13 protein-coding genes are annotated in these 14,544 nt (G+C 46.0%); 11 read left to right on the forward strand and 2 right to left on the reverse strand.

Annotation, left to right across the window (positions count from 1 at the left end):
* Position 1: 1 nt before the first annotated feature.
* Positions 2–1,138, reverse strand: coding sequence for a nickel-dependent hydrogenase small subunit (gene hyaA, locus EYR25_RS00955; protein ID WP_023267286.1), 1,137 nt, complete (start codon positions 1,136–1,138; stop codon positions 2–4).
* Between the two features lie 346 nt (positions 1,139–1,484).
* On the opposite strand from hyaA, the gene EYR25_RS00960 reads away from it, so the two are divergent.
* From EYR25_RS00960 to mepK, 10 genes are all read left to right on the forward strand, one after another.
* Positions 1,485–1,952: a TlpA disulfide reductase family protein gene (locus tag EYR25_RS00960; RefSeq protein ID WP_023267285.1), complete on the forward strand. Its 468-nt coding sequence runs from the start codon at positions 1,485–1,487 to the stop codon at positions 1,950–1,952.
* 3 nt (positions 1,953–1,955) lie between these two features.
* Positions 1,956–2,177 carry a DUF4266 domain-containing protein gene (locus EYR25_RS00965; protein WP_023267284.1) on the forward strand — a complete coding sequence of 74 codons (222 nt, stop codon included), beginning with the start codon at positions 1,956–1,958 and terminating at the stop codon, positions 2,175–2,177.
* Positions 2,178–2,253: 76 nt separating this feature from the next.
* A complete protein-coding gene (locus tag EYR25_RS00970; RefSeq protein ID WP_165953447.1) occupies positions 2,254–3,600 on the forward strand; it encodes a DUF3570 domain-containing protein in 1,347 nt (448 codons plus the stop codon).
* Positions 3,601–3,723: 123 nt separating this feature from the next.
* Positions 3,724–4,626: an FAD:protein FMN transferase gene (locus EYR25_RS00975; RefSeq protein ID WP_133178211.1), complete on the forward strand. Its 903-nt coding sequence runs from the start codon at positions 3,724–3,726 to the stop codon at positions 4,624–4,626.
* Positions 4,627–4,636: 10 nt separating this feature from the next.
* On the forward strand, positions 4,637–5,296 hold the full coding sequence (locus tag EYR25_RS00980; RefSeq protein ID WP_039978206.1) for a response regulator transcription factor: 660 nt from the start codon (positions 4,637–4,639) through the stop codon (positions 5,294–5,296).
* Positions 5,297–5,436: 140 nt separating this feature from the next.
* A complete protein-coding gene (locus EYR25_RS00985) occupies positions 5,437–6,867 on the forward strand; it encodes an ATP-binding protein (protein ID WP_425057194.1) in 1,431 nt (476 codons plus the stop codon).
* Positions 6,868–7,265: 398 nt separating this feature from the next.
* The gene (locus tag EYR25_RS00990; protein WP_133178213.1) at positions 7,266–8,903 is read left to right on the forward strand and encodes a glucan biosynthesis protein G; all 1,638 of its coding nucleotides are present in this window, start codon (positions 7,266–7,268) and stop codon (positions 8,901–8,903) included.
* Positions 8,904–8,926: 23 nt separating this feature from the next.
* Positions 8,927–11,110 (forward strand): glucans biosynthesis glucosyltransferase MdoH, encoded by a 2,184-nt coding sequence (mdoH, locus tag EYR25_RS00995; protein WP_133178214.1) that lies wholly within the window; start codon positions 8,927–8,929, stop codon positions 11,108–11,110.
* Positions 11,111–11,297: 187 nt separating this feature from the next.
* Complete coding sequence (locus tag EYR25_RS01000) at positions 11,298–12,878, forward strand: L,D-transpeptidase family protein (protein ID WP_133178215.1); 1,581 nt, start codon at positions 11,298–11,300, stop codon at positions 12,876–12,878.
* 123 nt (positions 12,879–13,001) lie between these two features.
* Positions 13,002–13,550 carry a peptidoglycan L,D-endopeptidase MepK gene (gene mepK / locus EYR25_RS01005; RefSeq protein WP_039978199.1) on the forward strand — a complete coding sequence of 183 codons (549 nt, stop codon included), beginning with the start codon at positions 13,002–13,004 and terminating at the stop codon, positions 13,548–13,550.
* On the opposite strand, the gene EYR25_RS01010 is transcribed toward mepK, so the two are convergent.
* Positions 13,501–13,935: a hypothetical protein gene (locus EYR25_RS01010; protein ID WP_133178216.1), complete on the reverse strand. Its 435-nt coding sequence runs from the start codon at positions 13,933–13,935 to the stop codon at positions 13,501–13,503. The genes mepK and EYR25_RS01010 overlap by 50 nt on opposite strands.
* A gap of 311 nt (positions 13,936–14,246) precedes the next feature.
* Here EYR25_RS01010 and rplY point away from each other — a divergent pair, with 311 nt between their 5' ends.
* Complete coding sequence (gene rplY / locus EYR25_RS01015) at positions 14,247–14,534, forward strand: 50S ribosomal protein L25 (RefSeq protein WP_039978195.1); 288 nt, start codon at positions 14,247–14,249, stop codon at positions 14,532–14,534.
* The last annotated feature ends 10 nt before the right edge of the window (positions 14,535–14,544 follow it).

Here is a 14,544-nt window from a genome sequence, read left to right on the forward strand (position 1 = left end):
GTTATTCCTCCAGCGGCTTGGCAAAAATACTGGCAACGGCGTGGGCTCCAATGCCAACGACTGTCGCGCCTAAAATCACCGCACCGACGGTGTCTGCGGTCGCATCCAATCCATGGAGAAGTTGACGACCAAGCGGTTTTTCAAAATCGGCCATATCATCCCAGAAGTTAGGTTCTGAGCAGCCCATACAACCGTGGCCTGCTAACACGGGCCAGCTGGTATGATGGTTAAAGCGTTCGGTTGGGCAGTTGTTATAGGTATAGGGTCCTTTACAGCCCACTTTATAGAGGCAGTAGCCTTCTTTTGCACCGTGATCGCCAAACTCTTCAACGAACTCACCGGCATCAAAGCGACCACGACGTTCACAGTTATCGTGTACCCGTGCGCCGTAGGCCCATTTAGGACGGTTGAACATGTCCAGCGCAGGTAATTTGCCGAACATAATGAAGTACATCAGAGTGCCAACAATGTTTTTCTCACTTGGTGGACAGCCACCTAAGTTGATTACAGGTTTGCTGACCACTTCGTGTACGCCTTTCGCTCCAGTAGGATTGGGATAGGCAGCTTGCACACCACCGAAGGAGGCACAAGTCCCTACAGAAATAATCGCCGCTGCGCCATCGGCAGCATGCTTGATGATTTCTAAACCCGTATGACCCTTACAGCCCACGGTTAAGAAACTGCCGTTATTGGCGGTGGGTACTGCACCTTCAACGGCCAGTAGATAACGGCCTTTGTATGCTTCAAGAGCATGCTCGAGGTTTTCCTCTGCTTGCCAACCCGCTGCGGCCATCAGAGTTTCATGATATTCCAACGAGATATGATCGAAGATCAATGAATCTAAATTGGGAGTATCAGCACGAACTAAGGATTCAGAACAGCCTGTACATTCGGCCATGTGCAACCAAATTAAGGGGACACGATCGGCGAGTTCGGCGGCTTCAGCTACTAAGTTACTAAAGGGGAGCGGTAGGGCGAGCATACCTGTCACCATGGCACTCCATTTCATAAAGTCACGGCGGGTAATACCGTGTTGTTGTAATTTTTCTATCAGAGTCTGCTGTTGACGGGGAGCGAGTTGGCGCAGTTCATCTAAACGCGCCTTTCCCTGTTCATAGAGGGCTGCATGTGTGTCCATGGGTCAACCTTTTGTTGTTGGAATGTAAATTGTTAAGGGTTTACATAATTGACAGTTGAAGTTTAGGCGGTAAGCGGCTGAAAATTATTGATGTGTATCAAGAATTTCTAAGAGATGTGATGAAACTGATTTTGACATTTAATTAACATGATTCAGATCTAATTTCGGTTTTGCTAATGGGACAAAATGTCCCATTTTTGGTTTTTTTATCGCTTTGGTTCACTTTGTAATCAATGGATATGGGGGAGGATAAACATAGCGCGAGCTTAATTTATTCTTTGAAAGTTTAAGAAAACCTTAAGATTGAATTAATAAATTCAAGCCAACTGTGGCAGATGGATAGCATATGAGAAAACTATTTTTGTTCCTTAGCTTATTGAGTACAGGCGTGTTTGCCGCACCTTCGCTTGATCATCAAGTTTTTGATTCACAAAACCAAAGCGTTTCCCTCAGTGAATTTAAAGGCAAAGTCGTCTACGTGGATTTTTGGGCTTCTTGGTGTGGTCCCTGTCGCAAGTCATTTCCTTGGATGAATGCGATGCAACAAAAGTATCGCGATCAAGGCTTAGCGGTGGTGGCGATCAATCTTGATACCGACAAAGCCCTTGCCGAGGAGTTTTTAAAACAAATGCCAGCCCAATTTAGTGTGCGATTTAATCCTGAGGGGGATGTGGCACGTAGCTTCGATTTATTAGGCATGCCCAGCAGCTTTGTGTTTAATCGCCAAGGTCAGCTCGTCAAAAACCATGTGGGTTTTTATCAAGACAATGCTGCCGATTATGAACAAGAACTTGTGAGTCTTTTGAAGGAATAATGTATGCGCAAAATCACCTTGATTGCGGTTTCGTTGATAGTGGTGGGATTAACCGGTTGTACTAATTTAGGCGTTCAGCCTTGGGAAAAAGGCCAGCTAGCCCGTAGCGATATGGCGCTGGACAGTGAAAAGCTCGATCAAGCATTAGATGATCATATTTACTTTAGTAAAGAAGGCAGTAGCGGTGGACGAGCCTTTGCTGGTGGTGGATGTGGTTGTAACTAAACCTTAATTTAATAATCGCTAATACCATCGGTTTTTCGTCTAAATAAGCTTCAGTGACATAAAGGTGTCGTCAGTCATGATAAATAATAACAATAAGTTAGACTCAATACCCTCCCAAAGAACCGCTTCTAATCCACAGACAAAGAAAATCGCAAGTGCTTTAGCCTTTGCAAGCTGCGGTTTGTTCGCATCAAATGGTCATGCAACCGAGCTAGCTAAAAACGTCGATGACTGGAAAGTCGATGCAGCGCTCATGTATTACGGTGAACAGGACAGAGTGCAAGCGATAGAAGCCATTGGTACGGCGCAGAAAAACTTTGGCGATGATAGTGTACTTGACCTTAAGCTGGTGGTTGACAGCTTAACGGGCGCGTCGGCATCCGGTGCGGTAGCGCAAAGTGATAGCCAAACCTTTACCCGTCCTTCAGGTAATGGACAATATAAAGTGGCTTCAGGTGATACGCCGCTCGATGATACCTTCCACGATACCCGAGTGCAGGGGAGTGCCAATTGGTCGCAGAAACTTAATCCCGATTGGAAAGTGAGTGGTGGTGTGTATGGCTCGAAGGAATTTGACTACATGTCTATGGGCATTAATGCGGGAGTAGAGCGGGGCTTTAACAAAGACAATACCACACTGTTTTTAGGCACAGCTTACAGCTTTGATGTAGTGGATCCCGTTGGTGGCCGGCCCGTAGCCTTATCTTCAATGGCTATTCGCGATAATTTTACCAGCGATGAAGCTTACCGCACTGCATTTGATGCCACGCGTCAAAATGGTAGTGATGATAAACAAACTGTCGATTTGATGTTAGGTATTACCCAAATATTGAACCAACGTTGGTTACTCCAGGCGAATTATGGTTTATCGAGTGTTAGTGGTTATTTGACCGATCCTTACAAGGTGTTGAGCGTTGTAGACAATAATGGTACAAGCCAAGATATTGTTTATGAAAATCGTCCAGATTCTCGCTTAAAACACAGTTTTTATGTGATGACCAAAGGGGCGTTAGATTCCGGCGTTGTTGATTTTTCCTATCGCTACAATACCGATGATTGGGATTTAACTTCGCATACGTTAGAAACACACTATCGCTATTACTTCAGTGGCAGTTTCTACGGGCAATTGCACTTACGTTATTACCAGCAGTCGGCGGTGAATTTCTATCAGCCATTCCTGCTTGCTGATACGCCGCTACCCGAGTTTGCTAGTGCCGATTACCGCATTGGTGATATGAGTGCCTATACCATTGGCGTTAAGTTTGGCCACCGTCTGTCTGGCGGCCATGAGATGACATACCGCTTGGAATACTATCAACAAGATCCGAAAAATAATGGCACCGAGCTCCCTGGTCAGTTGCAAAACTATGATCTTTTCCCAACTCAAAAGGCGATAACTGCACAGTTTAGTTATTCATTTTAAAGATAAACTATGCTACTAAGAGATTGAATAAACCTATAGTTATGGGGAGCTTAGCTCCCCATATTTGCACTCTACAGAGCCATTAGGTTGAACATGTTAGTCGCCTTCAATAAGGATATAAAAATGCCAGCAGTTTCCCCTAATCAGCAATATCGACTCCTGCGTCGTGATTGGGGCTATTTAGGCGAGTTTAGGGCCATGGCGAGTCCGTGCGAGCTATTAATTGCCAGCCATGATGAAGATATCGCCTATGATATGCTCGATATGGCGGCCCGTGAGGCGCTTAGAATTGAGCAAAAGTACAGCCGTTTTATTGAAGGCAATTATTTATGGCGTTTGAATCATGCCGCGGGTAAACGCCAATCAATCGATGAAGAAACCTGGCAACTGTTAGCTTTTGCGAAACAATGCTTTGAGCTAAGTGATGGGCTATTTGATATTTCGGCTTGCCCTTTAATGCAAGTATGGCGTTTTACGCAGGACGCCAAGATGCCCGCCAAAGCGGATATTGAGGCTGCGCGAGCCTTAGTCGGCTTTGCGCGAATTGAATTTAATTCCCAAGAATTGCAGATGCCTCAAGGTATGCAACTCGATTTTGGTGGTATCGCCAAAGAATATGCGGTTGATAGGGTCGCCTATGAACTTGCTGAGTCCTATGCTGGTATTTCGGTATTGGTTAATTTTGGCGGTGATATTGCTTGTCCGGTGGCCAATGCTGTGCCTTGGCAGGTTGGGATTGAAGATCCAAATCAGCTCGACCATGCCGCCAAAGTGCTCGCAATCACTCAGGGGGCCTTAGCGACCAGTGGTGATACAAGGCGGTTTATTGAGGTCGAGGGTCAACGTTATGGGCATATTGTCGATCCGCGTACAGGCTATCCAGTGAGCGGAGCGCCGCGGTCGGTGACCATACTTGGGCCAAACTGCGTTACCGCAGGCATGTTAGCGACTATGGCCATGTTACAGGGCGAGCAGGCTGAAGCTTTTTTAGCCGAGCAGTCGGTGCAATTTAGTATTTTCCGATAGGGCATTATCAATGCGTATTATGTTAGTGGAAGACAACGAGTTACTGGCCCAAGGGATCTGCTTGAGCCTTGCCAAAATGGGGATGCAGGTTGATCACTTGAGCAGCTATCAACAGGCGTTAGTTGGGATTAAAAATGAAACCTTTAGTGCGATAGTTTTAGACCTAGGGTTGCCCGACGGCAATGGTAAAGATCTACTCAAAGCTTGGCGAGCTCAAGGCGTCTCGATCCCGACGATTGTGCTCACGGCCAATACTGACTTTGACACTAAACTTGAATGTCTCGATATCGGCGCAGATGATTATTTAGGTAAACCCTTCGATGTGCGCGAGTTAGCCGCACGGATCCGAGCAATTGTCCGCCGTCAATATGGTCTTGATAATAACAGCTTGAATATCGGAGCATTAAGTATTGATCTTAATACTCGCGAAGTGACTTTCCGTGACCAAAATGTGCCACTTTCTCGCCGAGAATTTCAGTTACTGCTTGAATTAGCACAATCAGCAGGCCGTGTATTAACCCGCAATCAGTTAGAGCAGTTAACCTACGGCTGGGATGAGGTTGGCAGTAACTCGATTGAGGTTCATATCCATCATTTACGCAAGAAACTCGCCAACGATTTAATTAAAACAGTACGTGGGATTGGCTATACCCTTACTGAAGTTAACTAGGGCGTGTTAAGGCTCTACGATTAATTTACTGCAAAAAATCACCCAAAAGCGTCCATATGGCTTAATCCCTCTTGTGACGAGTACAAGGAATTAAGTGACAAACTCGGCGTTTATCGGTATTTAGTAACAGCCTTTTAGGCATGTTTACTTCCACCATAAATGACGGGGACTATGGGGTGAATCGACTCAAGGTGCTGGATGTGTACTCATTACGATTGTTATTAACCTTGCTGATGCTCTCGGGGATCTCGGTTTCTGTGGGCATTTCAAGCTGGTTTAGCACCCGAGATTCTAAGCATCAAATCGAAGAGTTGTTCGATGCGCAAATGTTGCAAACCGCAAAAATGTTAGAGCTGCTCTACCACGATGAGGCTGATTTTAAGCGCCCGCAGTTGTTGCCGCAGATCCTCCATGTACCCGATAGCCAAGTTAGTAGCTTTGCAGAAAAAGCGGATGCGCTAAAGTTGGCCTATGAGCATAAACTTGCTTTCCAGCTCTGGAGCGAGGCAGGGCAAGCGTTAGTGTTTTCGGACAATATTGGTCGTCAACCCATTACCAAATTTGTCCAGGGTTACAGTAAAAAAGTATTCGAAGGCGAATTGTGGCATGTGTTTAGCTTTTTTTCGGTCAAACACAAAGTGTGGATAGTCACCGCCCAGCAGGATGAAGTGCGCCAAGAGTTGGTTTCGCAAATTATGCATAATGCAGTCGTGGTGCCACTGATTGTGGTGCCATTAACACTGCTTATTGTCAGTTTGTTATTTTACATACTGTTTAGACCATTGAAGTCTTTTGAACGCGAGTTAATGACGCGCTCGCCTAACGATCTCACGCCACTGACCATGTCACTTCCTAAGGAACTTGTGCCTGTGCGTCGCGCGTTAAATCAGTACATTAGCAGCATTGCGCGTTTTATTGCGAGGGAACGACGCTTTAGTGCCGATGCGGCCCACGAGTTAAAAACGCCTTTATCTGTAATTAAGTTACATCAACAGGGGTTAGAGGGATTAGTGGGGGAAGGGGATGCGGAGCGCATCCACCTTGCCGCCATCGATGCCGGAGTGAAGCATATGAGTCACACAGTTGAGCAGCTTTTGCTGCTCGCGCGGGTCGACTCGATTGCCGAATTGAATGTACAGTCTTATCCGCTACTACCTATGGTGGAGGATGCGCTGAACCAATTAATGCCACTGATCACTGACTATGAATGGAATATCGATGTTGATGTCGCATTAACCCTCAACTGTGATCGCTTTTACTTACTGATAGTGCTAAAAAATATCATTGAAAATGCCTGTAAATACAGTCCGGCAGAAACTGAAATTTGCATCAGTGCCCAGCAAATCATTGCAGGAATTCAAATCACGATTGCTGACCGTGGTCAAGGCATGACCATGGCGCAAATTGCTAGCGCCACTGAACGTTTTTACCGTGTAAATGAAAACGAGGGCATTGGCGCTGGATTAGGTCTATCCATCTGCCACCACATTATCGATTTACATCAAGGGCAATTAACGCTAACTCCCCGTGAAAACGGTGGTTTAGTTGTTACTCTATTTTTACCCCAATAGCGCGATTGACTGTGAGCTTGGTGCAATAAATTTTGTTGCAACATGCTCGCGTATTGGCACGTATCACCTAAGATTATTGTCAGTATTAAGTTTGCAAAAACGCTGATTTTGTTTCTGTAATGCGAACTAGATAGCACTTTACTTACAAGCGTTACTTTTAAAGATCAAATTGGTATGTTAATTCGAATTTGATATTCTTTATTGATATAAGTATATTGCTAAATAGTATCGTGCAAAAGGAGTTAACTGCATCTTTATTTATGAGTTTTTTACTCCTTCTGATATCTTTCGCGATATGTAACAGCATGTGTTTTTTTACCATCAAACAGCGGTAAAAAAATTTCACTGTGCAAACAAAAAACGTTGATTTCTTAGTTTATTTTTAGGTTACCTATCCTATGGTTAGCTTGTTGCGTTGCCAATCGTTTAAACCTTCTTCTTCAATTATTTGCTCACTGGCACTTAGCGTAGCATTTGCGCTATCAAGCCCTGCATTTGCTGAAGAAACAAAGCCTGCTGAAAACAAACCCGCCACACCCGTGGTGAGTCCACCTAAGGCGACGGCTCAGCCGGCGAACAAAAATCAAGTGAGATTTACTAAAACGGGCACCTTTGATGGCGATTCGGTAATGAAACTAGCGCGTAAGCTGGCTTCAAAGCCCTATGTGGCGCTCAAAGATCCGCTGCCTGCAGGTCTTGCCAAGTTAACCTACGATGAATACCGTGACATTCGTTTTAACCCGATTTCGTCTATTTGGCGCGATCAAGGTTTACCATTCCAAATGCAAATGTTTCACCGTGGCTTTTATTTTCAAGATTTAATTGAAATTGCCATCGTTGAAGCTAACCAAGCAACTCACTTAGCCTACGAGCCGAGATATTTCACTGCAGGCGAGGTTATTTCGCAGGCGTTGCCAAATGATGACATTGGCTACTCAGGATTTCGTATCCACAATCAGCTAAACACTAATGGTGTATATGATGAGCTGATGGTGTTTCAAGGGGCGAGTTATTTCCGCGCGCTTGGTAAGGGTAACTCCTATGGTTTATCTGCCCGTGGTTTAGCCTTGAAAACCGCAGACCCAGAAGGGGAAGAGTTTCCAGTTTTCCGCGCGTTTTGGGTTGAGCGTCCCTCCTACGATAGCAATCTGATTGTGGTACACGCACTGCTGGATAGCCCAAGTGTGGCGGGGGCGTATCGTTTCTCTGTGCGTCCTGGTGACAATACCCAAATCGACGTTGAAGCGACCTTATTCCCTCGCGTTGAGTTAAATAAAGTTGGACTGGCCCCAAGCACGAGCATGTTCTTGCATTCACTCAATGGTCGCCACGATACCGACGACTTTAGACCCGAAGTCCACGATTCAGACGGTTTGTTAATGTTCAACGGCCGCGGTGAGCACCTCTGGCGTCCGTTGGCAAATCCACGCCAATTACAGGTAAGTGCGTTTTCTGACAACTCGCCTCAGGGCTTTGGGTTAATTCAACGTGAACGCAATTATGCCTCTTATCAAGATCTCGAAGCCCACTATGAGCGTCGTCCTAGTTTGTGGATTGAGCCTGTAGGCAATTGGGGACAAGGCGCGGTGGTTCTGACAGAAATTCCAACAGAATCAGAAATTCATGATAATATCGTGAGCTTCTGGAAGCCGCGTCAGCCGATCCCTGCGGGCAGCGAATATCATTTTGCATACCGTATGAGCTGGGGCGAGGAGCCAGTAGCGAAAACCAATTCCGTCGTGGTGAGTCGTACAGCGAGTGGTCGTGCTGACATCGCTAAAGCGACCCCAAGACGTTTGTTTGTTGTGGATTATCAACTTAACGGTGCCATGCCCGATGAATTACCGCTTGCGAAGGTTGAATCTTCAGGGGGCGTGATTTCAAATGTGGTTATTGCCCGTAATGCGGCAAACAATGGTTATCGCCTCGCGTTTGAGTTAGAGCCAGAAGATAAGGAACTTATCGAATTACGTGCTGAACTCAAGTTTTCTACACCGCGTCAGGTTGAAACCTGGCTCTATCGCTGGACGCTTTAAGGTCCATGACGGAGCAACTTAATATGACTTTATCCGAGAATTCGGTTCTTGAGACTGAAGTGCTCGTGGGTGGAAGCGCCATGCCTAATGAAAGGCCTGGCGCGATGGAACCCCAAAATTTAAGCCAAATGCCTGAAGGATTCCCACGCCGTAGCACAGTTGCTAACGGCGTGCGCTCAAAAGTATCCCGTCGATTTTTGGTTGTGGGCGGCGCCTTGGCGCTGTCCGCTTTTGCTATCTATGAAATGGCTGCAGTATTCAGTATCGGAGGGATCACTCCACTCGAATATCTGATGTTGGTGCTGTTTGCGATTAACTTCTGCTGGATTGCCTTGGCGTTTTGTAGTGGTATCGCGGGCTTCTTCATGCTGCTGAAAAAGCCCAAGCCAAACGAGCTTGAGCAGACTGAGCTACATACCCGCACCGCGATTTTGATGCCCACCTATAATGAGTCGCCTGATAGGGTGTTCTCTGCGGTATCTGTGATGGCAGAAGCCTTGTCGCAAACTGGGCATGGCCATGCGTTCGATTGGTTTATCTTAAGTGATACAACAGATCCTGAAATCGCCCTGTTAGAAGAACAGGCGTTTTTAGTGTTACGCCAAGAAACCCATAAACATTCTCGCGTGTATTACCGCCGCCGTCGTAAGAACGTGGCGCGTAAAGCGGGTAACGTGGCGGATTTCTGTCGCCGTTGGGGTTCTCGTTACGATCACTTACTGGTGCTCGACGCCGACAGTTTGATGGAATCATCGACCATCACAGGCTTAGCACAACGTATGCAGGCCGATCCTGATGCCGGACTTATCCAAACCATTCCTTCGCTCATCAATGGCACCACCTTAATGGCGCGTTTGCAGCAGTTTGCTGCGCGTATTTATGGTCCTGTGATTGGTACGGGACTTGGTTGGTGGGTACAAAAAGAAGGTAACTTCTGGGGCCATAACGCCATTATTCGTACCGAAGCCTTTATGGGCGCGGCGGGTCTGCCAAACCTTAAGGGTAAACCGCCATTTGGTGGCCATATTCTAAGCCATGACTTTGTCGAAGCGGCGCTTATTCGCCGTGCGGGTTGGAGTGTTGTGATTGCTTACGACTTACCGGGCTCTTATGAAGAATGTCCGCCATCGATTGTCGATTTAGCCGTGCGCGATCGCCGTTGGTGTCAAGGTAACTTGCAGCATTCCCGCATCCTGCCAACTAAAGGGTTGCACTGGGTTAGCCGTTTACACTTAATGACGGGCATTATGGCGTATTTGTCATCGCCATTCTGGTTGTTATTGATTTTAACTGGTTTGATGCTTGCCTTGCAGGCACACTTTATTCGTCCTGAGTATTTTACCGACCAATTCTCCCTGTTCCCGACATGGCCTATCATGGACTCGGACAGAGCATTGAGATTGTTCTATATCACCATGGGCGTGTTGTTTGGACCTAAAATTTTCGGCGTATTATTGCTGCTAAAAGATGGCAACTTTGCCCGCAGTGTCGGTGGTCGCATCAAGGCGATTTTGAGCGTGATATTTGAGGTGATCCTCTCGGCACTAATCGCTCCTATCATGATGTTCATCCACTGCGGTGCGGTGATGTCGATTCTGATGGGACGTGACAGTGGTTGGTCTCCACAGCGCCGTGACGATGGTAGCATGCCTTGGTTAACCCTGATCTATCGCCATCGCTGGCATATGCTGGCGGGCGTGATGTTAGGTTATGCGGCCATTTTGGACTCCTTAACATTGCTCGCGTGGATGAGCCCAGCCTTGATTGGTCTGTGGTTAGCCGTGCCGATTTCGGCGTGGACGGGTTCAATTAAGATTGGTGAGTTCTTCAAACGCATTGGTATTTTGGCCACGCCTGAGGAGCGTAATCCTGCGCCTATCTGCATCCGTGCTCAAGAGGCGCGTGCCGCCTATCAGGCGCATATTGAGCAACCTTGGACATTAGCCCAAGTGTTAAAAGATCCAGCGTTAATGGAACTGCACTTGGCTATGGTTGATAAGCAGCCACTGCGTGCGGCGGGTACACCCATAGAACCGGTTGAAGCCATTGTGCACGTAAAAGTGCATGAAGCGCAGTGCCAGCAGAGTGCTTTGGCGTTATTTAACCGTCAGGAAATGGCGCTGGTACTGGCTAATCCGCTGATGCTACGAAGTTTACAAAAGCTGCCCGAGCAGTTTGTACCGGAAGACTTAGTGTCTTTCTGCTAGTACGAACTTCAATCTAGCGTTATTTAGCTAACTTGATGAAATGCCACTGATGTCTGTCAGTGGCATTTTTGTTTTATCCCTCTGCGCATCTGCATTTCGTTAACGGCTTCAGCTATATTGAAATGAGTACTGGTGTCAGTATTCGCGGTATATTATTGCTAAGTCGATGCTGTAAAAGGGGATGTTTATGGTGATTGTCAGTCGATTAACGTCTAATCCTAATATCCAAAATTACTGCTTGATTTCTATTCGGCGAGGGTTCCTACAGATGTTGCTCATGGGTCTTGTGCTAGCGAGTACAAACGCTCCAGCACTTGAGCCTTCCGCACCGAGTGTCTACCAATTATCCGAGCAAGACTCTGCCCTTGAGCAAATATTAGGGCAAACGTTATTGCTGAGCCTTGCCAATGTTAGCCCTATTTTTAGTGCTAATTATCACCAACTGGTTGAGTGGCGGCATAAAACACTCAACAGTGAGGAGCGAGATAAACTGAGTCAAATGCAGCAGCAACTCGATCATTATTGGCTGTATCTCGATACTCAAGCTGAATGCAATACGCCTTGTGTGTCCGCAGCAAGTATTCCAAAAGATCAATATTACCTGGCTGTGATACTCAAGCTTAAACAGTTGATGCAACAAGCGGAAACCACTTCTTGGGACACGCTCATCCTCGAAGATAAGCTAAGTCCGGGACAGGAGAGTCCGCTTATCGAGCCGATTAAGCGGCGCCTTTTCGATTTAGGCTTTTTGGCTGATAAACTGAAAACGAGTTCTGAGTTAACCACTGAGTCGGAAACGATTTCGCCACAGGCAACAACTCATGCAGAATCAATTGCCCGACCAGAGCTTGCTGAAAGTGATAACAATCTTAACCGTTATGATGATGAACTGGTTAGCGCAATTAAAGCGTTTCAACGTCAACATGGTTTACTGGATGATGGTGTAATTGGTAAGCAGACCCTGTATTGGCTTAATCAATCTCCCTTTGTTCGAGCCCAGCTACTGGCCAAAAATACCCTTAGACAGCAGATTTTTACGCGAACTTTACCCTCAAACTATCTGTTGATAAACATTCCGGCATTTGAGTTGCAATTGGTCGAAGAAGGGAAGGTGACACTCGATTCTAGAGTGATAGTGGGCAAAGCATCGCGACCAACACCCCTGTTAAACAGTCAAATTGCAAGTGTCGTGTTAAACCCACAGTGGCGAGTACCTCGTTCTATCATCAATCGCGATATTTTGCCTCATATTCGTCACGATGGTCATTACCTGCAGGACCGCGGGTTTGATGTGTACGATTATGACGGTACGCGAGTAGAGCATTCGCCGCAGGAATGGCAAGCCTTAGCTGCTGCAAATTTTCCCTATCGTTTAGTGCAACGTCCAGGGGAGAAAAATGCTTTAGGCCGATATAAATTTCATTTCGACAATAGTTTTAGTGTGTATTTACACGGAACTTCTGAGCCAAGTCTCTTTAAAAAGACCAATAGGGCCTTATCATCGGGTTGCATTCGGGTTGAAAAGGTCGAGGAGTTGGCACGCTGGTTTCAGACTCATTTAGTGAAAGATACGCGCCTTTGGGACAAATTAATGTCCAATACGACTCAATCTCAATGGTTCGCTTTGTCTGAGACCTTGCCTGTGTACACTGTTTACTGGACGTCATGGCTTGATGAGCATGGCAAAGTACAGTATCGGAATGACATTTATCAATTAGAAGCAGACTTTAATCTCGCTGTAACGGCATCAATTTTCCACATACTCTAACGGGCTGAACTTTTTAGGGATTTAGATATCTGAAACAGAGTGTGTTTGCCAACGCTTGATCTGAGCGGCAATTCAGTATAATTTGCGTTTTTAGTGTTCAAAAAGAGTACAAAAGGTGTTCATGTGACGTTACTTTGTCCTGCCCGTAGGCAGTTGTTGTTAGGCCTCAGTGGTGTGGCATTGTGTTCTTTGATTCCGTCTAAAGCTTTAGCCAGTCGCTCTACTAAAGGGGTTCGCGAGCTGAGTCTCTATAATCGTCATACGGGTGAACATAATAATGGAAGTTATTGGATTGACGGCCATTATCAGAGTGAAGTATTGAATGATTTTAGCCAGTTACTGCGTGACCATCGCCAAAATGTTGCAGCGCCTATGGATAAACGTTTATTCGATCTACTATTTTCACTCAAGAGTACGTTAAATACTGATAATGAGATCCATGTGATTTCAGGCTATCGCTCGCCCAAAACCAATGCGATGTTGGCTAGCAAGAGCGGTGGTGTTGCTAAGAAAAGTTACCATATGCAAGGGATGGCAATGGATATTGCTATTCCAGGCGTGAACTTAAAGACCCTTCGCGATGCGGCGTTATCGCTTAAATTAGGTGGAGTGGGTTACTATCCTAAGTCGGGTTTTGTGCACGTTGACTGTGGCCCAGTCCGCCACTGGTAGTCTGCTCGTTTTGCAGTGAGAGCTGCTGATAAAACTGCAGCTCGAGTGCTTGAGTCTCCTGCAAATAATGTCTTAACAGCGGTAAAAATTGCTGCCCTAGCTTGTTCATTTCCCTGCGCTGTTGCCAGTCGTTAACATGTTGATTGAGGCAATGAGAAAACTTAAATTGTCTGATCCGTTGCTCTTCAACGGCCGAGGACTCACAAAGCTGCATTAACATCAGCAAACTTCGATTTTTTTGTTGGGTACAAGCAAGCAGTTCCAACAATTTCAACTCGATGGTGGTTTGTTGATAGGGGACCGTTTCGATCAGTGAGACGAGTTCACGGGCTAATTGGCAGGAGAGTCGATTGTCTTGTTGCAATAAATACAGCTCGTGACGCATGTTTTACAAGGCTGAGATGACAAAATTTGGCAGAGCTTAACAGGCATCGAATGGCTTAAGTGTGATCAAGATCGCGTGTTATTTGATTCAGATCAAAGGCGTTTCGCCTATGTAACAGGCCGCAAACAAGTTTTCCAATTCAATAAATACTCTTTGTGATTTATAACGATAGCCGTTCAGTACCGTTTATGGTTAAGAGTGGTGCTGTCCTTGTACCTGCCGAGTAACTGTGTTAGTATGCGCGCGCTTTATATGAGTCACCATTGGTCGAAAATGGTGGCATTTTTACTCTAAATTTAAGTGAGAAACACATGTCTTACACTATCCCAGCACAAACCCGCACTGAAATAGGGAAAGGTTCGAGCCGCCGCCTACGTCATGCAGGTCAAGTTCCTGCTGTTATTTACGGCGCAGGCAAAGAGCCAGTTTCAATTGTTTTTGATCACAAAGACATCATTAACATTCAAACTAACGATGATTTCTACACTTCTGTACTGACTATCGTTTTAGATGGCAAAGAAGTGAATGTTCGTGCACAAGCGATGCAACGCCATGTGTTCAAACCAATCATCGAACACGTTGATTTCGTTTACGCTTAATTGTCGTGAT

Origin of the sequence: Shewanella decolorationis (assembly GCF_004354305.1) — a bacterium.
GTDB classification, from domain to species: Bacteria; Pseudomonadota; Gammaproteobacteria; order Enterobacterales; family Shewanellaceae; genus Shewanella; species Shewanella decolorationis.

Bases quoted from the DNA above. Each gene is read 5' to 3' on its own strand.
- hyaA (WP_023267286.1), bottom strand. From the start codon at position 1,138: ATGGACACACATGCAGCCCTCTATGAACAGGGAAAGGCGCGTTTAGAT.
- EYR25_RS00960 (WP_023267285.1), top strand. From the start codon at position 1,485: ATGAGAAAACTATTTTTGTTCCTTAGCTTATTGAGTACAGGCGTGTTT.
- EYR25_RS00965 (WP_023267284.1), top strand. From the start codon at position 1,956: ATGCGCAAAATCACCTTGATTGCGGTTTCGTTGATAGTGGTGGGATTA.
- EYR25_RS00970 (WP_165953447.1), top strand. From the start codon at position 2,254: ATGATAAATAATAACAATAAGTTAGACTCAATACCCTCCCAAAGAACC.
- EYR25_RS00975 (WP_133178211.1), top strand. From the start codon at position 3,724: ATGCCAGCAGTTTCCCCTAATCAGCAATATCGACTCCTGCGTCGTGAT.
- EYR25_RS00980 (WP_039978206.1), top strand. From the start codon at position 4,637: ATGCGTATTATGTTAGTGGAAGACAACGAGTTACTGGCCCAAGGGATC.
- EYR25_RS00985 (WP_425057194.1), top strand. From the start codon at position 5,437: ATGTTTACTTCCACCATAAATGACGGGGACTATGGGGTGAATCGACTC.
- EYR25_RS00990 (WP_133178213.1), top strand. From the start codon at position 7,266: ATGGTTAGCTTGTTGCGTTGCCAATCGTTTAAACCTTCTTCTTCAATT.
- mdoH (WP_133178214.1), top strand. From the start codon at position 8,927: ATGACTTTATCCGAGAATTCGGTTCTTGAGACTGAAGTGCTCGTGGGT.
- EYR25_RS01000 (WP_133178215.1), top strand. From the start codon at position 11,298: ATGGTGATTGTCAGTCGATTAACGTCTAATCCTAATATCCAAAATTAC.
- EYR25_RS01010 (WP_133178216.1), bottom strand. From the start codon at position 13,935: ATGCGTCACGAGCTGTATTTATTGCAACAAGACAATCGACTCTCCTGC.
- rplY (WP_039978195.1), top strand. From the start codon at position 14,247: ATGTCTTACACTATCCCAGCACAAACCCGCACTGAAATAGGGAAAGGT.